This window comes from Desulfobotulus mexicanus, from assembly GCF_006175995.1.
GTDB classification, from domain to species: domain Bacteria; phylum Desulfobacterota; class Desulfobacteria; order Desulfobacterales; family ASO4-4; genus Desulfobotulus; species Desulfobotulus mexicanus.
This window is the reverse complement of the sequence record NZ_VDMB01000013.1, coordinates 1-15885: the sequence shown is the minus strand read 5'-3', so window position 1 is coordinate 15885 and position 15885 is coordinate 1. Positions and strand designations below refer to the sequence as shown.

At 48.7% G+C, this 15885-nt stretch carries 16 protein-coding genes; 6 read left to right on the top strand and 10 right to left on the bottom strand.

Going from position 1 to position 15885, the window contains the following annotated elements; translation table 11 throughout:
* Positions 1 to 201: 201 nt before the first annotated feature.
* Entirely contained in the window at positions 202 to 849 is a 648-nt protein-coding gene (locus tag FIM25_RS10700) for a LysE family translocator (RefSeq protein ID WP_139449108.1), read from the top strand.
* Between the two features lie 356 nt (positions 850 to 1205).
* On the top strand, positions 1206 to 2912 hold the full coding sequence (locus FIM25_RS10695; protein ID WP_139449106.1) for a cation:proton antiporter domain-containing protein: 1707 nt from the start codon (positions 1206 to 1208) through the stop codon (positions 2910 to 2912).
* 33 nt (positions 2913 to 2945) lie between these two features.
* On the opposite strand, the gene FIM25_RS10690 is transcribed toward FIM25_RS10695, so the two are convergent.
* The 3 genes from FIM25_RS10690 to FIM25_RS10680 form a co-directional block, all read right to left on the bottom strand.
* Entirely contained in the window at positions 2946 to 3677 is a 732-nt protein-coding gene (locus FIM25_RS10690; protein WP_139449104.1) for a 3'-5' exonuclease, read from the bottom strand.
* 39 nt (positions 3678 to 3716) lie between these two features.
* Entirely contained in the window at positions 3717 to 5570 is a 1854-nt protein-coding gene (locus FIM25_RS10685) for a putative nucleotidyltransferase substrate binding domain-containing protein (protein ID WP_139449102.1), read from the bottom strand.
* Between the two features lie 96 nt (positions 5571 to 5666).
* Complete coding sequence (locus FIM25_RS10680; RefSeq protein ID WP_139449100.1) at positions 5667 to 7319, bottom strand: BCCT family transporter; 1653 nt, start codon at positions 7317 to 7319, stop codon at positions 5667 to 5669.
* A 399-nt stretch (positions 7320 to 7718) separates the two neighbouring features.
* Here FIM25_RS10680 and ahbC point away from each other — a divergent pair, with 399 nt between their 5' ends.
* The 3 genes from ahbC (at position 7719) to ahbD (ending at position 11125) form a co-directional block, all read left to right on the top strand.
* The gene (gene ahbC / locus FIM25_RS10675) at positions 7719 to 8906 is read left to right on the top strand and encodes a 12,18-didecarboxysiroheme deacetylase (protein WP_139449098.1); all 1188 of its coding nucleotides are present in this window, start codon (positions 7719 to 7721) and stop codon (positions 8904 to 8906) included.
* A gap of 127 nt (positions 8907 to 9033) precedes the next feature.
* On the top strand, positions 9034 to 10008 hold the full coding sequence (hemB, locus tag FIM25_RS10670; RefSeq protein ID WP_139449096.1) for a porphobilinogen synthase: 975 nt from the start codon (positions 9034 to 9036) through the stop codon (positions 10006 to 10008).
* A 22-nt stretch (positions 10009 to 10030) separates the two neighbouring features.
* Positions 10031 to 11125, top strand: a complete 1095-nt coding sequence (gene ahbD, locus FIM25_RS10665) for a heme b synthase (RefSeq protein ID WP_139449094.1) — start codon at positions 10031 to 10033, stop codon at positions 11123 to 11125.
* 66 nt (positions 11126 to 11191) lie between these two features.
* Here ahbD and FIM25_RS10660 read toward each other — a convergent pair whose 3' ends face one another.
* From FIM25_RS10660 to FIM25_RS10650, 3 genes are read right to left on the bottom strand one after another with little or no spacing between them, the layout of a single operon-like run.
* Positions 11192 to 11638, bottom strand: a complete 447-nt coding sequence (locus FIM25_RS10660) for a universal stress protein (RefSeq protein WP_139449092.1) — start codon at positions 11636 to 11638, stop codon at positions 11192 to 11194.
* A 10-nt stretch (positions 11639 to 11648) separates the two neighbouring features.
* Positions 11649 to 12560, bottom strand: a complete 912-nt coding sequence (locus FIM25_RS10655; protein ID WP_139449090.1) for a protein kinase — start codon at positions 12558 to 12560, stop codon at positions 11649 to 11651.
* A complete protein-coding gene (locus tag FIM25_RS10650) occupies positions 12557 to 13132 on the bottom strand; it encodes a GAF domain-containing protein (RefSeq protein ID WP_139449087.1) in 576 nt (191 codons plus the stop codon). The genes FIM25_RS10655 and FIM25_RS10650 overlap by 4 nt, the downstream gene beginning before the upstream one ends.
* Positions 13133 to 13311: 179 nt before the next feature.
* Here FIM25_RS10650 and FIM25_RS10645 point away from each other — a divergent pair, with 179 nt between their 5' ends.
* Positions 13312 to 13833, top strand: a complete 522-nt coding sequence (locus FIM25_RS10645; RefSeq protein WP_139449085.1) for a gamma carbonic anhydrase family protein — start codon at positions 13312 to 13314, stop codon at positions 13831 to 13833.
* A gap of 151 nt (positions 13834 to 13984) precedes the next feature.
* Here the strand turns inward: FIM25_RS10645 and FIM25_RS10640 are convergent, their stop codons facing one another.
* From FIM25_RS10640 to FIM25_RS17320, 4 genes are all read right to left on the bottom strand, one after another.
* Positions 13985 to 14194 carry a type II toxin-antitoxin system HicA family toxin gene (locus tag FIM25_RS10640; RefSeq protein WP_139449083.1) on the bottom strand — a complete coding sequence of 70 codons (210 nt, stop codon included), beginning with the start codon at positions 14192 to 14194 and terminating at the stop codon, positions 13985 to 13987.
* Positions 14187 to 14408, bottom strand: a complete 222-nt coding sequence (locus tag FIM25_RS10635; RefSeq protein WP_139449081.1) for a type II toxin-antitoxin system HicB family antitoxin — start codon at positions 14406 to 14408, stop codon at positions 14187 to 14189. Before FIM25_RS10635 ends, FIM25_RS10640 begins: the two co-directional genes overlap by 8 nt.
* A 340-nt stretch (positions 14409 to 14748) precedes the next feature.
* Complete coding sequence (locus tag FIM25_RS10630) at positions 14749 to 15594, bottom strand: DUF7840 domain-containing protein (RefSeq protein ID WP_139449078.1); 846 nt, start codon at positions 15592 to 15594, stop codon at positions 14749 to 14751.
* Positions 15595 to 15652: 58 nt separating this feature from the next.
* Positions 15653 to 15885: hypothetical protein (locus FIM25_RS17320; RefSeq protein WP_218961381.1), on the bottom strand; the 233-nt coding region annotated here is incomplete at its 5' end.

Sequence of the window (15885 nt, the reverse complement as noted above, 5' to 3'; positions counted from 1 at the left end):
GTGGGGAAGGAACTACACGAATTTACCATAAATACAACAGAACCAAAACATGACCAAAGAATATCTTAAAACAATGACCTGAGATCACCCAGCAAAAGAGCCTGGACAAAGCCGATTGCAGGGCGTATTGAAAATACAGAGCCATTACGGCTGAAAAGGGAGATCTTTCAGTCATTCGGACCCTTTCCCCATGGAGCTTCCATGTTCGACGCATCTGTCATTGCCTTTCTCTCTGCCATGCTCATACTCACCCTTGCTCCGGGTGCCGACACTTTCCTTGTAATCAGAAATACCCTGAAGGGCGGTCAGCAGCAGGGAAGCATCACATCCCTTGGTGTCTGTTCCGGGCTGTTTGTCCATGCTGCCCTTTCCGCCTGCGGCATATCCCTTATCCTCATGCACTCTGCAACGGTTTTTTCCTTTGTAAAAATACTCGGTGCCCTTTACCTCATATGGCTGGGTCTTAAAAGTCTCAAATCTGCCACAAAACCAGCAGAAGAATTAAGCAGCCTTGATTTTTCCTGCGAAAAAACCCAAAGAAAATCTGTTTATAAAGCCTTTCAGGAAGGCTTTATATCCAATGTACTGAATCCGAAAACGGCTGTATTCTATCTTGCTTTTCTTCCGCAGTTTATTCAGGCTGGTGACTCAGTTCTTCTGAAATCGTTCTTCCTTGCAGGTCTGCATTTCATCATGGCCCTTATCTGGCTCTGCATGGTGGCCCACGGCCTTCACCGGATACGCCACTGCCTCAAAAAACCAGCTTTCACCCGATGGATGGAAGGCATAAGCGGCGGTATTCTTGTGGGATTCGGTATACGCCTCGGACTTGTCAAAAGTCTTGGATAAAACCTGTTAATAGAATCAAGATACACACGTCCATGCTGCAAAACACCAAAACAATCCATTCCCTTCCGGAAAAAAATATACTATGTTTTTTCCATTACCACGATCTGTCAGCCATGCGAACCTTAAATCAGGAAAATTGCATGACCAGATTTTTTGCTTGCCTGCTTTACGCTCTTAAAGGGTGCCCCAATAAAACAGAACCTTAAAAACCCTTCGCAGGATCAGGCATTGCACCTGCCCGTATCAAAATTTACTCTCCCATCATAGCCTGGCGGATATTATCATCCCTCATCCCCAGGCGGAAATGGTGCATAACAGTTACAAACCAAAAACAACAGGATAAGTAAAGAGCTGCCATGGAAACCCTTTCTCCCCACAATATTCTGGTTATGCTGCTTTCTCTGGGTGTCCTTCTTGCCGCAGCCCGTATTCTCGGTGAACTGGCACAACGCTTCCGCCAGCCTGCCGTACTGGGGGAACTGCTTGCCGGTGTGCTGCTGGGGCCAACCATACTGGGAAGCCTTGCCCCGGAACTCAACCTTTTCCTATTTCCCCTGACAGGTCCCAATGCCATTGCACTGGATACCATAGCCACCCTTGCCATAATCCTCTTTCTCATGGTCGCAGGCATTGAGGTGGATCTTTCCACCATATGGAAACAGGGAAACAAAGGTTTTAAAGTCGGACTCACCAGTATTTTTCTACCCTTTGCCATGGGATTTGCCTTTGCATGGTTTTTCCCTGGTTTCATGGGAAAACAGGCCCATGCATCGCCTCTGATTTTCGCCCTTTTTCTGGCCATTGGCATATCTATTTCCGCACTTCCAATCATCGCCAAAACCCTCATGGATATGGATCTATACCGCAGTGATCTTGGAATGGTGGTGGTCAGTGCTGCCATTTTCAACGACCTTGTGGGCTGGATGATCTTTGCCATGATACTGGGCCTTATCGGTGGTAACAGCACCCACGGTATGCCTGTCATTATAACCATAGCCATGACCCTTACCTTTACGGCTATGATGCTGACACTGGGTCGTCAAGCCATCCACAAGGCCTTACCCTTTGTTCAGGCCTATACCAAATGGCCCGGTGGAGAACTGAGCTTTGCCATTATCCTTGCCCTGCTTGGAGCGGCACTTTGTGAATGGATCGGTATCCATGCCATGTTCGGTGCCTTCCTTGTGGGAGCTGCTCTGGGAGATTCAGCTCACCTCCGGGAACGGACCCGCTTTACCATCGACCATTTTGTTTCTTACATTTTTGCCCCTGTTTTTTTTGCCAGCATCGGTCTTAAGGTCAATTTTATCCTGAACTTTGACTTCAAACTGGTTTTTACAATCACAGGCCTTGCAATCATATGCAAAGTCAGCAGTGCATTCTTTGGTGCAAGATGGGGGAAAATGCCCCTTAGGGAAGCCTGGGCTGTCGGTTTTTCCATGGTGTCCGTAGGAGCCATGGGTATCATCGTCGGCCTGCTGGCCATGGATGCAGGTATTATTGAGGAAAAACTTTTCGTAGCCCTTGTCATTATGGCCATGACAACATCGATGATAAGCGGTCCCATGATCCGTATCATCCTCCGCTACCGCCAGAACCTCAGTGTGGCAGATATGCTGGCTTCCAGATATTTTATCCATCGGCTGGAAGCAACAAGTCCCAGAGAAGCCATCGGCGAAATGCTTGAGTCTCCATGCCGGACCATGGGTCTGGAGAAAAACCTGATAGAAGCCGCAGTGTGGGAACGGGAGCTCTCCTTGAGTACGGGTATCGGCAAGGGGCTTGCCCTGCCCCATGCCCGCATTGAAGGCCTGAAACAGGCGGTAATTGTTGTGGGAATATCCAAAAACGGCATTGACTTCGATGCACCGGACGACAAGCTGGCCCATGTCATTTTTCTGATACTTACCCCCCTTTCCGATGCCGGTGCCCAACTGGCCATTGCATCGGAAATCGCAGGCATATTCCGCAATGAAACCATGCTTGAAAAAAGTCTTCATATCAAAAACTTTACCGACTTCATGGCCCTTCTGCGCACAGCCCCCAGAGGCTGGTCCCATTAAAAACAGCATCAGATTCTTGCCATTTTATATAACTTATAACCAGATTTCTTTCACGGGCATCAGCGGATCAAAACGCCAGGCCACCTGGGCCTGGAACAGCTCTGCAGTTGCGAGGGCGTCGGTAAGGGCGTGATGGGGCCTGTACTGGGGAAGATGATAGCGGGTACGGCTGTCCGCAAGGCGGATGGAGCCTCTGTTCAAACCAAAAAACTGAGAAAACCGGTAACGAAAACCCCTTCTGAAATATCGGGCCTCAATATCCATTGTATCAATCACCGGAAAAGAAATACCTTCATTAATGGCTTTTCGCAAAGCAGCATCAAGGAAAAGACGCTCCACCTGCCTGCAGTGTACCACAATCACAGAGCCTGCCATAACAGCCAGCAGATCAGGCACAATGTCAATAATATCAGGACTGTTTAAAATCTGAGAATGGGTAATCCCATGGATAACTATGGACTCCCTTGTCAGGGGCCGACCGGGATTGACAACCCAGTAGCGTGAACGGCTGCTGAAAATTCTCTCCAGAGTAAAGGGGACAGCTCCTATACTGACGATGGCATCCTTCCCCGGATGCAGCCCCGTGGTTTCTACGTCCAGTGCCAGTAAAGAAAGCTCGCCCAAGGGCGTATCTCCATCCACTACCCCCCCACCATAATAATACTGGAGAAGAGGGCTTTGGGCCTCTGCAGCCCTGCTGACAAAGAGCTTCTGCCAGTCCGGTCTATTTTCTGAAGCTGTTTTTTTTACCGGGAAAACATGCAATACTTTAATCCTTTAAAAAGGCCTGAACAGACTGGCCTTTCAGTAACGGAATTTTATAAACTTCTGGGCATTGCTTAAAACCTGAAATGCCTCTTTCAGATTCCGCCTGTCAAACTGGCTTAAGTCTTCCGGGTTAACCTTATTATTAACCTCCTGTCCCTCCTGCAGAAGGTGGGCATGATTGCGGAGACGAACCATGGAAATGAACTCCAGCGCATCATGCAGGGTATGGGTGTGCCCCGCTGGAAGAAGGCCTGAGTCACGGATATGCTCCAGCCGTTCAAAGGAATTCTGGGCCGTGGAGCCGATGGCCAGGGCATAAACCCGTATCAATGCCACAAGCGGGGCAGACCCCCGGCGTTTCAGATCCATGGAATTTTTATATTTTCCATCTTCTTCAAGGACAAAATCCTTAAAGAACCCAAGGGGCGGTGTCCGGTTCAGGGAATTTCTTGCCAGATAAGAAAGAAATTTCGGGCTGTTTTTTGCCTTGCGAGCAAGCTGTTCCTTGAGTTCCTCCACCCATTGTACCTCCCCCCAGACACCGTCCAGATCAAAAAAGATAGAACTGTGCAGCAGGGACTCGTTGGTCGGTTTTTCAATCCACTGGTGAAAATACTGACGCCATATGGACAGGGGCTGACGCCATTTTTTTTCCGTGGCCATTATCCCACCGGTGCAATAGCTATAACCGCAGGCCGCCAGACCATCACAGACAAAGCTGGCAAGCTGTTTAAAGTAAGTGTCATGCAATACTTCATCATAGGAATCATCAAGAATCAGGGCATTGTCCTGATCACCACCGGGAAGTAGCTCATCTCTGGCCATGGAACCCATAGCCATAAGACAACAAGGCACCGGAGATGGTCCCAGCTGCTCCTGTGCCAGCTCCATGAGACGCTGCTTGATGCTGCGGCCAAAAACACTCATGGCACTGCCCACCATATGCGAGTTGGCCCCCTCATTCACCATCCGGATAAAACTGGAATCAATTTCACTTTTCATACGAATCAGCTCGTCCATATCCTGAGCCCTCAGAATACGGGCCACCACCAGCAGACTGTTCTGGGACTCATAGCGCAGCAGATCTGAAATGGATATCATGCCAATACATCTTTTGTTCCGCATTACCGGAAGATGATGAATATTGTAGCGCAGCATGCAGAGCATAGCCTCAAAAACATATTCCTGTGCTTCCAGAGTAATCAGATCGCTGGACATGATAACAGAAACCGGCGTCTCCATAGGCAGTCCCCCGGCAATAAAACGTGTACGCAGATCCCGGTCTGTGACAATGCCAGCAATGGCAGAAATGCTGTCATTAGGGCCATGGGTAATCAGCAGACATGAAACCCCTTCTTCTGTCATTTTACGAGCTGCGTCATACACACTGGCTGCGGCATCAATGCTGACAATCTCCCGGGTAAGAAGTTTCTGAATCCGGGTACGCATCACATCATTCATCTGCTGGGCACGGGATACGGCCTGACTCAGGCGGGTTTTACCCCCAATTTCCACAAAATCGGCAAAGGAATCATGCTGATCACAAAGCTCGTTAAAAATATCTTCGGGAATAATATAAAGAAGGGTATCTTCCAGAGCCTTTGCTGGAAAACGTACACGATTGTGCATAAGAAGACTCAGGTGGCCAAAAACAGATCCTTCTTCCAGACGATTATAAAGGCTGCCGTTCCTGCGGTAAACTTCAACAGCCCCACTACGGATGAAGTATATTTCATGAATACTTTCACCTGAAGTAAGGATGGTGCTGCCTGCCTTGAAATAACGGACATCCACCCTGGCTGAAATTCCATGCACCACCTCTTCGGGCAGCTCGGCAAAGGGTTCAAAACGACGCAGATGTTCAGAAATATCCATCAGCTCAACTTCCATAAAGCAATCCCTTCCACCCCGCATGCAATTCAGGCTGTGACATTTTTAATGTATGGACAGGGGAATATTTCATCCCCTGTTTACTCATTTTTTTGCTTAAGCCCCGGCAGCCTGCTTTTTAGGACGCGGCTCCGTGGAAAGCCCCTTGATCAGAGACCAGCAGCCCACCAGCAGAATTATCGTGAAAGGAAAACCCGTTGAAACGGCCATGGCCTGCAAAGCCACAAGACCACCGCCAACAAGCAGAGCAATGGCCACCAGACCTTCAAAGGTGCACCAGAAAACCCGCTGAGGCGTAGGAGACTGGACTTTACCTCCTGCGGAAATGGTATCAATCACAAGAGAGCCGGAATCCGATGAAGTAACAAAAAACACTATCACCAGAATAATGGCTACAAAGGAGGTAAGCTGTGCCAGGGGCAATGCATCCAGCATGGCAAAAAGCTGCAGGGGTAAAACAGCTTCAGCTGCTGCCGTGTAACCGTCTTTAACAAACTGACGGATGGCTGTGCTGCCGAAAACCGTCATCCAGAGTACACAGGCCGCCGAAGGAATCAGAAGTACGGAAATCAGAAATTCCCGCACTGTGCGGCCCCTTGAAACACGGGCAATGAACATGCCCACAAAGGGAGACCAAGAAATCCACCATGCCCAGTAAAAGGAAGTCCAGCCTTCGGCAAAATTGCTGTCCGCACGACCAATGGGGTTGGCCAAAGCAGGCAGGTGCTGAAGGTAGGCACCAAGGTTTGCAAAGAAACCGGTGACAATGGCCATGGTGGGCCCCACCACAAGCACAAAAAGAAGCAGAAAAGCCGCCAGTATCATATTAATTTTTGAAAGCCTCTGTACTCCTGCAGTAAGACCGGCAATCACAGATATCAGTGCCACTATGGTAATGGCAATGACCAGCAGCACCTGAGTTGTCACTCCCGATGGCAGTTTAAAAAGGTAGTCAAGACCGGCTGCGGCCTGGGAGGCACCAATACCAAGGGAGGTCGCAAGACCAAACAACGTGGCTATAATAGCTACTATATCAATGACATGTCCCGGCCAGCCCCAAACACGCTCACCCAGCAGAGGATAAAAAATGGACCGGATGGTCAGCGGCAAACCTTTATTAAAGGCAAAAAGGGCAAGCCCCAGCGCCAGTACAGAATAAATGGCCCAGGGGTGCAGCCCCCAGTGGAAAATGGTCGCCGCCATACCCAGGCGCTCCGCAGCAAGGGAATCACCAACAGCACCTCCAAGGGGTGCCCAGTCCGTACGAACACCACCATCCATAATTATGCCACCATAGGCAGTGCTGTAATGGGCAAGGGGCTCAGACACACAATAAAACATGAGACCTATACCCATCCCTGCAGCAAAAAGCATGGAAAACCAGCCGGGATAGGAAAATTCCGGCACAGCCTCTGTTCCGCCAAGGCGGACACGGCCAAGAGGGGATACTATAAGCCCAAGGCAGACGAGTACAAAAACATTGCCCGCAGAAATAAAAAACCATGAAAGATTGGATGTCAGCCAGCCACGGATACTGCTGAAAACCGGTTCCGCCTGCGCCTGAAAGATCAGAGTAACGGCAACAAAAAGAATAGTTATAAGAGCAGCTGTCCCAAAAACAGGATTATGAATATCAAAACCAAAACGCCCTATTTTTATAAAGACATTATCCTGCCCCACCTGGTAGTCCGTATCAATGGGACTCACCTCTCCATCTGGCTCAATCTTATCAAGGTTTTTTTCTTCCATGGTCAATCACTCCCTGGTCCTTATGGTTAATAAAACAAAGGTAAAAATGAAAAACTGACCGTTAAATAAATCAGTTTCCCACCTTTATCCGACAATAAGAAATTCTTTTTATATAAGTTTATTTCTCAGGTTCAGAGATTCCTGTCAAGAACAGACTATGCGGCACAGCGTGCAGCTTTCTGAAACAATCCTTACACACAGATTCAGCATATGGATTTTCTTATACTTGCCGGAAAAAGCCGGAAAGGGTATAAAGCAGAGTGGTTGTTTATATAAACGGAATATGGATTCCGGAGACCGAAACAACCGGTGATCCACTTTCATGTACAGGCCTCACAAGCCTTTTATTCAATGAAGGAATACTTCCATTCCCTGCCATCTCCCCCAACAGGTGATCTTATGATAGGTATATCCAAACTTTACTGCGGCACAGTCGAACCTTCGGATGCTTTACGCTACGGACGCCACTCCGGCTCCCTTCCCTCCCACCTTCTGCAGTTTTCCGAAGATAAAAAACCCGTTGTGGTCTGGAACATGACCCGGCGCTGTAACCTCAAATGCGTACATTGCTATGCCCATGCCAAGGATGAGGCCTTTGCCAATGAGCTGAGCACTGATGAGGGAAAAGCCCTCATCAGGGATCTTGCAGCCTTTGGTTCTCCGGTTATGCTCTTTTCCGGCGGAGAACCCCTGATGCGCAAAGACCTTCCGGAGCTGGCGGAATATGCCGTTTCCCAGGGTATGCGGGCGGTTATTTCCACCAACGGTACCCTGATCACAAAAGAAAAAGCAAAACGCTTAAAGGAAGTGGGCCTTTCCTATGTGGGCATCAGTCTGGATGGCATGGAAGCCGTCAACGACCACTTCAGGGGAGTTAAAGGCGCTTTTCAGGCAGCCCTTGACGGCATCCGTAACTGTCAGGAGGCTGGCATCAAGGTGGGACTGCGCTTTACCATGAACAAGCAGAACGTTGCCGAGATACCCGGCATATTTGATCTCATGGAAAAAATGGAAATCCCAAGGGTCTGCTTTTATCATCTGGTCTATGCAGGCCGGGGCTCAAAGCTGGTGGAAGATGATCTTTCCCACGAAGAAACCCGCAAGGCCCTGGACCTTATTCTGGACCGGACACGGGATCTGCACGAAAGGGGCAAGCCCAAGGAAGTGCTGACCGTAGATAACCATGCCGACGGCCCTTACATTTACCTGCGTCTTTTACAGGAAGACCCGGCAAGGGCTGAAGAGGTCATGGAACTTTTGAAAATGAACGAAGGCAACTCTTCCGGCCGGGGTATCGGCTGCGTTTCCTGGGACGGTGAAGTACACGCAGATCAGTTCTGGCGTCACCACAGCTTCGGGAATATCAGAAAAACCCCCTTTTCGCAGATCTGGTCCCAACCCGAAGACCAGCTTCTCGCCCAGCTAAAACACAAAAAAGATTTTGTTACAGGGCGCTGTGCCACCTGTAAGTGGCTGGATATCTGCGGTGGCAACTTCCGGGTACGTGCCGAAGCCTTAACCGATGATGTATGGGCTCCGGATCCGGCCTGTTATCTTACGGATGAGGAAATCAGCCAGAGTATTTAGGCTGAAAATACATATAAAAAAATATCACTGATAATTTCAGAGAAAAAATCCGGCCGTTCTCCATGGAGGCGGCCCTTTTCTTCCTTCAGAACAGAAATTTTCCGAACCCATCAGCAAGGAGATATCCATGCTTTTTCCAGATTCCCGGCCACGACGCCTTCGCCAGAGCCCAGTTATCCGCAGCATGGTACGTGAAACAAGTTTAAGCGTGAACAATCTGGTACTCCCCCTCTTTGCCGTACCCGGCAAAGGCGTGGCAAACCCCATAAACGCCCTTCCGGGACAAGCCCAGCTTTCCTGTGACAATATCAAAAAAAAAGCAAAGGAAGCCTGGGACTTAGGTATTCCCGCAGTAATTCTATTCGGTGTTACCGAGAAAAAAGATCCTTTAGCCACCCAGGCCTATAAAAAAGACGGCATCGTCCAGCAGGCCATTAAGGCCGTTCGCGATGCCGTACCGGAAATGCTGGTTATTACGGACGTATGTCTTTGTCAGTTCACGGACCACGGACATTGCGGCATTGTGGAAAAGGGGCGCATAGACAACGATGCCACCCTGGATCTTTTGGCCCGCACCGCCGTCAGCCATGCCAGTGCCGGTGCCCAGATGGTAGCCCCTTCGGACATGATGGACGGCCGCGTGGCTGAAATCCGTGAAGGTCTTGATCAGGAAGGTTATACGGATGTTGCCATCATGAGCTATGCCGTAAAATATGCCTCCGCCTTTTATGGCCCATTCCGGGAGGCCGCAGGCAATGCTCCGGAATTCGGTGACCGGAGAACCTATCAGATGGATCCTGCCAACAGCAGGGAAGCCATGCGGGAAGCCTCCATGGATGTGGAAGAAGGTGCAGACATCATCATGGTGAAACCTGCCCTTGCCTATCTGGATATTATTACCCGCCTGAGGGATGAACTGGATCTTCCCGTGGCCGCCTACAATGTCTCCGGTGAATATGCCATGATCAAGGCTGCTGCTGAAAAGGGCTGGATTGACGGCGATGCTGCCATGATGGAAACCCTTTTATCCATTCGCAGGGCCGGTGCGGATATCATCCTCACCTACTTTGCCATGGAAGCAGCACGCAAACTCAGGGGCTGATTTTTTATAAGGAAGGATAAGTATGCACGCAAATAACAGCCACCCCGGAACCACTTCCGGCAAACGGGATACCCTGCGCCTTGTGGCATGGGAAACCACCCGAAGCTGCAATCTGAACTGCATCCACTGTCGTGCTGCAGCCAGAAACGAACCCTATCCCGGAGAACTCAGCACCGAGGAAGCCTTCAGGCTTATGGGGGATATCCGCAAACTGGGAGAGGTTATTGTCATTCTTACCGGCGGTGAACCCCTTCTGCGTAAGGATATCTTTGATATAGCAAAGCATGGTACGGATCTCGGGCTGCGCATGACCATGGCTCCCAATGGAACCCTTGTAACACCTGAAAATGCAGAACGCATGGCAGATGCAGGTATCAAACGCATTTCCATCAGCCTGGACGGTGCCACAAAGGAGGTGCATGATGCTTTCCGTGCCATGCCCGGTGCCTTTGAAGGTGCCATGCAGGGAGTTGCCAACGCAAAGGCAGCAGGCATTGAGTTTCAGATCAACACTACAATCACCAAAAAGAATCTGGAAGAGATTCCTAAAATTCTGGATCTTGCGGTTTCCCTGGGTGCTGCGGCCCATCATATTTTTCTTCTGGTGCCCACAGGTCGTGGCAAGGAGATTGAAGAGACAGCCATTGATGCGGTTCAGTACGAAGAAACCTTAAACTGGTTTTATGATCAGCGGGACAAGGTGCCCTTACAGCTCAAAGCCACCTGTGCTCCCCACTACTACAGGATTCTCCGCCAGAGGGCAAAGGCGGAAGGAAAGACCATTTCCCCTGCCACCCATGGACTGGATGCCATGACCAGAGGATGCCTTGGCGGAATCGGCTTCTGCTTTGTCTCCCATGTGGGCGAAGTTCAGCCCTGCGGTTTTCTGGAAACACCCTGCGGCAATGTGAAGGAAAGCTCTTTTGTGGATATCTGGCAGAAATCCCCTACCCTTTTACGGTTAAGGGACTATGATCAGCTCACGGGAAAATGCGGTCCCTGTGAGTACAGGGCCGTATGCGGTGGATGTCGGGCCAGGGCCTATGAAGCAACTGGTGATTTCATGGCCGAAGAACCCCTCTGCCAGTATCAGCCCGGGGACACCCGAAAAAGCTGATCCTGAGGGCACGGGCACCCTTTAGGGATGCCCGTGAAAAAACAGTACAGAATAATTCATAAAAAATCAGTTAATTTTGACCACCATAACAGCCGTCTCTTCCAAAGCCCGGACCAGCTTCATACTCACATCACCCAACACAAATTCTTCCGCCTTGCTCATCTTTTTCCGGCCAATGACAACCATGTTATGGGGTGCCTTTTTAAAATAAGACATAATACCCTCTGCAACAGTGGCAAAGGGACCGGATATGATATCCGCATAAATATTGTCAGGGTCCATACCACCTGCCACAAGGGTATCCCTTGACCACTGGACAGCTTTATCCCCCCTTTCAGGAAGCGATGCAACAAAACGGTAACCCATCAGCTCTTCACTGCCCGATGGCGTTCTGTTTACATAAAGGAGGGTAATTTTTGTTTTTTCCGGAGAAAGGGCAAGCCCTGCTATATATTCCACCACGGCCCGGGAACTGGCCGCATCCGCTACAGGAATCAGAATGGAATTGATCACACTTCACCTCCTACAGGGAACGGAGAAACCCCTCAAGGTCCTCAATAATTTCATCAATGAATTCATAGTATACATCCGTCCCCCTGGAAAAATGCAGGAGGATGTCATTCAGCATACGGGGCAGATAGGGATAAAGCTTGCGAAGATTTATAAAACGGCTGGCATCCAGAAGGGACATATCCTCTTCCACAATCTGATCAAAGAAATCTCCGTAGAGCTCTCTTTCATGGCGGATCATGTACAACTCATGGAAGCCTTTACCCACAGTGTAGATCAGAAGATTCCCCAGACCAAAAAGATCCAGACTGAAGGGGTTTTCCGGAGCATCGTATTCATAATCAAAATCAATCCAGACATAATTGCCTGTACGATTTTCTATCATGAGATGGTCATTTCGGATATCACCATGCCGGAAACCATTGATATGCAAAAAACGGATGGACCGGAAGGCATCAAGGAGTTTCGCCAGAAGGCCGGGCATTATTTTTTCATAATATACCTTGTGGGGGATCTGAAAATAATCACCCATGGCCACATAAAAATTCGCACCCCGGACAATATCCAGAATTCGAATATTATTCCCCATGGAATCCCGATACACTTCACCCTGCATAAAATCATCCCTGCCGCGGACAAGATCCAGAATATCACCTTCCTTATCCGGGTCACGGTAACAGCGTATGGGAACGCCACCAATTTTTGTATTAAAGGTTTCAAGAAAAGAAAGCTTGATTATTTTCCGGTCGCCGGTGGCATCTTCTATGACGCGCTTCACCCAGTATTTGGGATCTTCCACACCAAACCGACGCTCCATTTCGTTACCCGTTACCCGGAATTTACGGCCACCTATCTCAATGATGTCTCCGGATGTTATCTCAAAAAAACCTGTGGTATCAGTAACAATCCGACCGCCTTTTTTCATAGAGCCAGACCCTGCATCATACGAAGGGGCAGACTGCCCGCAGCTGCCTTCACCATTTCAAAGAAATTTCTTAGCCCTGTATGTTCTATGCGCAGGCCCAGATGGGCCGCAAGAACACAGAAAGAATCCTGATCATCTTCATGGAGAATCCATGGATCACTGTGGTACATTTTCAAAAGCCCCAAAGTGTGTTCATGGTATTTTATGGGAACGGACAGCATGGACATGATACCTTCTGAAATGGCTTCCTCCGGGTAAAGAACACGGTCATCATTTTTGATATCCTGATAAAAAACCACCTCTCCGGAAAGGGCTTCCCTGTTTTTATTATCATCCACAATAATGGGACCCTTACTTAAATACTCTTCACTCAGTCCATAACTGGTAACACGGAAAAGCTGATTTTCCCTGTCATCATAAAGAAAAATACTGCAGGCTTTAATATTGAAGGCCTTACATATACCTTCCACCAGATGATGGTTGAGAACCGTCAGATCTTCATAGGTGGAAATGGCATGGCTGATGGCTTTGAATTCCCGGAGATTGATACGGGATACAGGCTTTGGCTCCATGGTTTTCCTCGCTTTGCTGAAGTTGCAGAAAAATACAATGGTGTAACAGGGAAGTTCTTGATCATATGCGGGACAGGAATAATATTTTCTTGTTTAAACTTATAAACCATGATCTGTTGTAAGGTCAAACCATAATATACGGCACCGCACAATGAAATTGAATAAAAAAGGAGTCAAGTATGGTAATCTACCGTTTTGAAACTGAAAGCCCTAGTTTAGCAGAGACTGTTTTTATTGCACCAAACGCGACTGTCATAGGTGATGTTCACATGGCAGCAGGCAGCTCTCTATGGTTTTCTGCCGTAATCCGGGGAGATACCGCCCCCATCCGGATTGATGAGAACACCAACATCCAGGATCTTTGCATGCTCCATGCCGATCCAGGTTTTCCGCTGACCCTCGGCAAAAACATCACTGCCGGTCACAGGGCCATACTCCACGGCTGCACCGTGGAAGATGACTGTCTCATAGGTATGGGCGCTGTTGTAATGAACGGTGCTGTCATCGGCAGGGGCAGCATAGTAGCCGCAGGTGCTGTGGTGCTTGAAAACACCATTGTTCCCCCCTTCAGCCTCATTGCGGGTATGCCTGCAAAAGTTGTCAAAAACTTTGGAGAAGATATCATTGAAGTAATCCGGGAGTCTGCAAAACACTATTGTGAAAAGGCAGCATCCTACAGGAATCCGGAAAAGTTTGAATAAGCTGGATCACCGGGAATGGGTTTTCTGTTTACCACCCTGACTCAGCCACGGCTTTCCGATCAGTTTATTATCAGGTCCATGGTGCGGACTTTTAATACGGGCAGGCTTGAAGGCCTGCCCCTACGATGGCTGAAAGACAGTGGTAATCGGATCAGGTTTTATTCTCAGCTTCTTGAATGACATCAAAAAGCTGTTTAATGATTTTTGGGTGTAGTATTTCTCCAGTGTGACAGGGCAAAACCATTCGAAAAGTTTTGTTGATGTAAATCCGATGGCTGCCTTTTTGACGATCTAAAATAAACCCACTACGGAGAAGTAGCTTCTCTGCTTCTTTTGCGGTAAGCCTTGGATATTCAGGCATGGATAGCCACTTCTATGGGGGATATAATTACCTTGCGCTTTTGAAGTGCATGTAATTCTTCCGTTTTAAGGCTTTCCATATATAATTCAGCAGCCTCCTGAATATTCAAAAGCACTTCTTCGTAAGTATTACCTTGTGTAACGCATCCTTTTAATTCAGGAATTTGGGCAAAATAGCCAAATTCATCCCTTTCGATAACGGCAGTCAAGATCATGGCAATTACTCCTGCATTTAAAAAAATATTTTACTTGAAAATGTAAGGGTTCGCAAACTCTCCTCCCCCAAGCCCTCGACCTTAATAACATTATCTAAACATTTCTGCCTTCCGTTTTTTAAGCCCTTTGCGTAAAATTGTTCCTGTGGCCCGCAGAAATTTCGATTTTTTATTTTCCCATTTGGCTTTCCTCTCTTGTTTTTCACTATATGCTCCAAACGCCATTCATGTAAAATCAGACAATTGGAACAGTACTTATCAACACTGCAGATGTTTCAATAAGGGGCCGTGTCTTAAAAATGACCGTGCAGAGTATATTTTTTAAAAAGCTATTGAAAAATCAGTGAAACCAGTGCAAAGCCATCTGTGTTCTAAAACCGGACTGCCCCCAGCGCTCTTCATGCATGGTCTCAAATCCGAGATGCCAGTTGCGTCCCAGCCGCACACTTCCCTCCAGCCCTGCGGCCGCAGCATAACTCTGATGTCCTGCCCCAAAGCCGCCGCCTTCAGCAAAGGCCTGCCATTTGCTGTGCTCAAAGAGCCTGAAAATCCACCCGGCCCGCACAACCCCTCCCAGAGAATATCCGTCATCCAGCCCGGAACCGGCAAAAAAACGGGGCAGAGCCATAAAATAAGAAAGCCCATACTGGCCTCCTCCCCAGGCAAATCCCGCTCCCCCGGAAATCCTGAGAAGCCTTCCCCTGGCTTCCCCCGGAACACCTTCCAGCCCGATACCTGCCGCCCAGGAAAGGGGAGTAAAAAAACGATCCCTCGGAGACAGGGACATGATATCTATGGCATCAAAGCTTTCCAGCTGAACGCCTTCACCCTCAGGTCCAATACGAAGGGAGGTTTCACCAAATACAATACGGATACCATCACTTTCAGGGTAATCCGGATCCGTAAGATCCGTAAAGGCAGGCCGGTAGGTGAGAATTGCTGCTGTTTTACCATCAGAGACCTGTACTCCTGCACTCAGCCTGGAAGATCCATGCAGATTTTCAGGCCGGACAGGCTCCGGTACAGGTGGCAGGGCATCATCCGCCACCCCCAGACGGCTGCGAACCCTCAGGGCCTGCAGCAGGGTTTTCTGATAATCATCCTGATCCATTTTTCTTTTTACAAAACGATATCTTATGCAGTCAATTACCGTATCCAGTATACGAATGGCCCTCAGAGCTTCCAATTCCTGTACGGTTTCCGGCTCCGCCCTGCCTTCAAGAATGATGCACTCGCAAAAAGTCTCAAGCCATATTTTGTGAGGAAAAGTTGAAAAGATTGTTCCGGGACAAAAATATCCTTACAAATTGATGAATCGAGTCTGGTAGATGTAAAATGCGCTCTTTGACAACCTTATGAAGGGCAAATTTAAGGGTGTTTGCCCCCTCACCTCCCCTTTTTACCCTTTTGAGGCGATTTCTGAACGCAGTTGCCCTCAGGATGTTTAATCCTGTCACTTTGAGTACCGCTGCAACCC